This window comes from Clostridioides sp. ES-S-0006-03 (assembly GCF_020662275.1).
GTDB lineage: Bacteria > Bacillota > Clostridia > Peptostreptococcales > Peptostreptococcaceae > Clostridioides.
Genome location: NZ_JADGMM010000028.1, coordinates 1 through 5,632 on the forward strand (window position 1 = coordinate 1; position 5,632 = coordinate 5,632).

Below are 5,632 nucleotides of genomic sequence, written 5' to 3' on the forward strand. Positions count from 1 at the left end.
CTGAGCCAGGATCAAACTCTCAAATAAAAGTTTATCAGGCTCAGATACTATTGTTATCTAAATATCTGGCTTTATGGTTTGTTTCTTGTTTATAAATTAACCTACTGTTTAATTTTCAAAGTTCTTTATGTTTATGTCCTTTTCTTGAGGACAAGTATTACTATACCAACTTTTTCTTTTAGAGTCAACAACTTTTTTTACTTTTTTTATTTTTAAATTATCACTTTACCTCTCTATTATAATATTATCCACATTATAAACAACTGATTCATATTGTTTTAACTTATTACATTAAATATTATCCACATTATAAACATATTTATCCACATATTACATAATTTATTATTTTTTGAATAAAGATAAATCCATATGTATAATCACTTCTCATTAGTCCATTTATCTATATGATACAATATGTTTACAACTTGAAAACATTGGTTGAAAATGCTTACTTTAATAGCAGCATTATTTCCTCTCAAAAGCATTAATAATGATATTAGTAGTGATAATAGTACATGAGCATATAATTTTATTAAAGTATTTATCAACCCCTTACTACTTTACTTTGTAAATTTATATATTAACTAAAAACTTTCATAATCAAATTAAATACTTTAGTTTCATAGCCGAGTATCAATTAAACAATTTGTAAAACTTTCTTTTAAAAGAATATAAATCAAAACAAACTAATATATTATAAAACTAAAGCTATAAAAGCTACAATAGTCAGTCTAATATAAATACATTTTATATAATACATAATTAAAGAAAAACTTTTTACATAAAAATAGACGAAAGTAAATATGTTTTTACATTTACTTTCGTCTATTTATGTTCTATTCTGCTATAGATAAATCATCCTTCATATACTGCTCAATTAAAAATACTTTTTTATACTTTAAGCTCTTCTGAACATCAATTATTCTTTGATTTGATGAACCTCTAAATTTTAAACTTATATCTTTTTTTTCATCTACAAATCTTCCATCTACTAAAACATCAATCTGCTTTAATAGGTTCAAGTTTTTAAAATATGCACTATTTTTTTTATCTAGTAGTTGTTCAAATGTAAATCCTGTATAGGACCATACATCTAAGCCAGTCTTTTTGGCTTCTTTTGCTATTTCTTCTAATGGTTCTGGCTGTAAAAATGGCTCTCCACCTGATAGTGTAATACCTTTTTGTAATTTTAGTGACTTTATCTTATTTATAATTTCTTTTGTATCCATATAAAATCCACCACATAAATTATGTGTTTGAGGATTATGACATCCTTTACAATTATGAACACATCCTTGAGTCCATATTACCATTCTTAACCCTGGTCCATCAACTATACTGTCATGACTTATAGTAGATGACATTCTTATCTTCATAACTTATTCCTCCAAATAAAACTATCTATGTTTTACCCTATCTTTAACTTCCGCTTTTTTGGCATTATTAAATCTATCAACTGTACCAACTAAATATCCTGTTATTCGTCTGATTCTTTCAAATTTAATATCACTTTCGTCTTCATTTCTTCCACATACAGGACATATATTACTTGCTATTACTCCCGAGAAACCACATATAGGATCTCTATCTACAGGATGATTTATACTTCCGTATCCTATGCCCAAATCTTTCATTGCTTTTATGATAGTTTCAAAAGCTTCTAAGTTATCAGATGGATCTCCATCTAGTTCTACATATGTTATATGACCTGCATTAGTAAATTCATGATATGGAGCTTCTATCTCAATTTTGTCATATGCACTTATATTATAATAAACTGGAACATGGAATGAATTAGTATAATACTCTTTATCTGTAATACCTTTAATTTCTCCATATACTTTCTTATCTATTTTAGTAAATCTTCCTGAAAGACCTTCTGCTGGAGTACCCATTAAAGAGAAATTTAATTTATATTTGTCTGTAGCTTCATCCATTTTATGTCTCATATATGACACTATTTTTAGTCCTAATTCTTGAGCTTCCTTGCTTTCTCCATGATGTTTACCTGTAAGAGCAATAAGGCATTCTGCTAAACCTATAAACCCAATAGTCAATGTTCCTTGCTTTATTACTTCTTTTAATGTATCTTCTGGGCCCAAATCATCAGAATCTTTCCATACGCCTTGCCCCATTAAAAACGGAAAGTTTTTCATTTTTTTATTTCCTTGAACTTCAAGACGCTCTAATAATTGTTCTATAATTAAGTCTATTTTCTCATCTAGTTCTTTAAAAAATTCATCTAAATTAGTTTTCTCATTTTTTATAATTCCATGCTTTATACCTAATCTTGGAAGATTGACAGTAGTAAAAGATATATTTCCTCTGCCACTAACTGTTTCTGGCCCACATACATTACTAAGTACTCTTGTTCTACAACCCATATATGTAGCTTCTGTATCTGGATCTCCTGCTTTATAATATTTAGCATTAAAAGGAGCATCTAAAAAGCTAAAGTTAGGAAATAATCTTTTAGCTGATACCCTGCATGATAACTTAAATAAATCATAATTAGGATCTTCAGGATTTAAATTTACACCTTCTTTAACTTTAAATATCAATATTGGGAAAATTGGGGTCTCTCCATTACCTAAACCTCTTTCTTGTGATAATAATAGATTCTTAGTTACCATTCTTCCTTCTTCTGAAATATCTGTTCCAAAATTTACACTTGAAAATGGTACTTGTGCACCTGCTCTAGAATGCATTGTATTTAAGTTATGTATAAATGCTTCCATAGATTGATATGTTTTTTTATCAGTTTCTTTATATGACTCTTCAAATGCAAAGTTTTGCATGTTCTTTATAAGTTCTTCATCAATATTAAACATTTCTTTTAGTTTTTCTTTTTCAGAGTTTAAATACAATTCATCTTTTTTAAGACCAACTTTTTTATTTGTTTCTTTCTCTGTTCTATATACTATGTCCTTTATTGCTTCATTATTTTCAATTCCTTTAAATAATTTTAATGCTTTAGCTAAGTTTCCTATGTAGAATTTTTTAAATGTCTTATACACACCTTCAGACAAACCATAATCGAAAAATGGTATGCTTTGACCTCCATGTTGATCATTTTGATTACTTTGTATCGCAATTGCGGCTAGAGCTCCATAACTCATTATATCTTGTGGTTCTCTTAAGAAACCATGACCAGTTGAAAAACCATCCTCAAATAGTTTTTTAACATCTATCTGGCAACAAGTTAATGTCCCCATATTTAAAAAGTCCATGTCATGTATATGTATATCTCCATTATCATGTGCGAAAGAATGTTCTGGCTTTAATATATGAGTCTTGCAAAATTCTTTGGATACAGTACTTCCATATTGTAACATTGTTCCCATAGCTGTATTACCATTGATATTTGCATTTTCTCTTTTTATATCAGCATCTTCTGCATCCTCAAAGGTAATTTCTTCTATTGCCTTCATTAATCGTGTTTTTGAATTTCTTATTCTACTTCTTTCAGTTCTATATACTATGTACTCTTCACTAGTTTTTGCATGACCTGTTTCTATAAGAACCTTAACTACAGAATTTTGTATGTCTTCAACACTTGGAACTGATTCAGAATATTTATGATTTATCAACTTTATTACTTCCTGAGTTAGTTGCTCAGATAACTTATAATCAGGTACAATACCTTCTCTTTCTGCAACATTTGTTGCTGCTAAAAATATAGCCCTTGTTATTCTATCTTCATTAAATGGAATCACTCTTCCATCTCTCTTTTTTACAAACTCAACCAATTAAAAAAACCCCCTATTACTATATATTGTATTTTATTAATCTACATACCACTATATGTAGTATATTAAGTCTAAAAAAATCCCCTTCAACTAAGTTAAAGGGATTATCTTAATAATTACTATATTAAGATTACCAAATTTGTACATAATAGTCAAACTAACGCAAATCATTGCAAATACTATGTAGATATTTTGAACATCAGCGTTTGTAACAACTTTGGAAGTCAAAACTTTTTTCTCTTTTTTTTACACTAATTTTAGGCAAAAAATACTCATTTTCATATGTATTAATGTATATATCTACAAATTTCCTTATGTACATTTTTCAAATTTGTCGTATAATATAAATAATAATTTAAAAGGGGGCATTTTATGTTATCAAAAAGACTAAACTTTATAACTCCATCCTATACAATAGGTATTAGTTCAAAAGTTAAAGAAATGGAAAGTGACGGAATTAAAGTAATCAACCTTAGTATAGGAGAACCTGATTTTAATGTACCTAATGTTGCAAAATCTTACGGAATTGACTCTTTAAATAAAGATTGTACTAAATATGATTTAGTTCCTGGATTGAAAATACTTAGAGAAGAAATCTGTAAAAAACTTATTGAAGAAAATAACTGTAAATATTCAATAGATGAAATAGTTATATCAAGTGGAGCTAAAAATTCTATAACAAACACTTTACTAGCGTTAACAGATGAGGGAGATGAAGTGTTATTGCCAAAACCATATTGGGTTAGTTACCCTGAAATGGTTAAATTAGTTAATGCTGTTCCAATTTTTATTGATACCAGAAAAGAAAATGGATTCAAATTAACAAAAGAAGAACTTGAAAAATCTATAACAAGCAAAACAAAGATTCTTGTAATAAATAATCCTTCAAATCCTACTGGTAGTGTCTATACAAGAGATGAGCTAATTGAAATCGTAAAAGTGTGTATACAGAACAAAATATATATTTTGGCAGATGAAATATATGAAAAAATATGTTACACTGGAAATTTCACATCAGTTGCTTCATTAAACGAAGAAGCAAAAGATATAACTATAACTATAAATGGTTTTTCTAAATCAGCTGCTATGACTGGATTAAGATTAGGCTATACTGCTTCTAATAAAACCATAGCTAAAGCAATGAGTTCCATACAAGGACATCTTATATCACATCCAAGCTTAACATCACAATACATAGCATATGGAGCCTTAAAAGATTGTTCAACTGATATAGATGATATGGTGGAAACATATAAATCTAGAAGAGATTTAATCACATCTAAATTAGATTCTATCGAAAATGTAGATTACGTAAATCCAGATGGTGCGTTTTATGCTTTTATAGACCTTTCTAAGATAGCTGAAAACTTTAAATATAAAGATAGTTTTTCTATAGAATTTTGTAATCAGTTTTTAGAAGAATACAATGTAGCAGTTGTTCCTGGCATAGCATTTGGTATGGATAAATATATTCGTATATCTTATGCTTGTAATGAGAATACTTTCTTGGCTGGATTAGATAAATTAAAAGAATTTGTATCTAAGATAATGGCATAATAATTTTAATCAAACAATTTTTAAATATAAGATATTAGATGATAAATTAATAGATTGTGTATCTATATAATATATTTAACATCGTAATTAAAAACTTAAATAAAATAAAAACCTATTGATTTTCATACCAATAGGTTTTTATTTTATTTGTTATATTAAGCTAGAATTTTATTTTAAATTTTAACTCAATATAACAAATAAAAAAATTACGTGGCTACGTCCTACTCTCCCAGGCAGTTTCCCACCAAGTACCATCAGCGCTAGAGAGCTTAACTTCTGTGTTCGGAATGGGAACAGGTGTATCCTCTCTGCTATTGTAACCACAT

3 protein-coding genes and 1 rRNA gene are annotated in these 5,632 nt (G+C 27.9%); 1 reads left to right on the top strand and 3 read right to left on the bottom strand.

What is annotated here, in order from left to right:
* Positions 1-836: 836 nt before the first annotated feature.
* Entirely contained in the window at positions 837-1,376 is a 540-nt protein-coding gene (nrdG, locus tag IR151_RS19740; protein ID WP_227437644.1) for an anaerobic ribonucleoside-triphosphate reductase activating protein, read from the bottom strand.
* Positions 1,377-1,397: 21 nt separating this feature from the next.
* Positions 1,398-3,749, bottom strand: a complete 2,352-nt coding sequence (locus IR151_RS19745) for an anaerobic ribonucleoside triphosphate reductase (protein WP_227437646.1) — start codon at positions 3,747-3,749, stop codon at positions 1,398-1,400.
* A gap of 372 nt (positions 3,750-4,121) precedes the next feature.
* On the opposite strand from IR151_RS19745, the gene IR151_RS19750 reads away from it, so the two are divergent.
* Complete coding sequence (locus IR151_RS19750; RefSeq protein ID WP_227437648.1) at positions 4,122-5,306, top strand: pyridoxal phosphate-dependent aminotransferase; 1,185 nt, start codon at positions 4,122-4,124, stop codon at positions 5,304-5,306.
* Positions 5,307-5,514: 208 nt separating this feature from the next.
* On the opposite strand, the gene rrf is transcribed toward IR151_RS19750, so the two are convergent.
* Positions 5,515-5,631 (bottom strand): 5S ribosomal RNA (gene rrf, locus IR151_RS19755).
* Position 5,632 lies beyond the last annotated feature (1 nt).

What these genes read in the sequence shown, in the direction of transcription:
- IR151_RS19750 (WP_227437648.1), top strand. Translation starts at nt 4,122, where the DNA reads ATGTTATCAAAAAGACTAAACTTTATAACTCCATCCTATACAATAGGT.
- nrdG (WP_227437644.1), bottom strand. Translation starts at nt 1,376, where the DNA reads ATGAAGATAAGAATGTCATCTACTATAAGTCATGACAGTATAGTTGAT.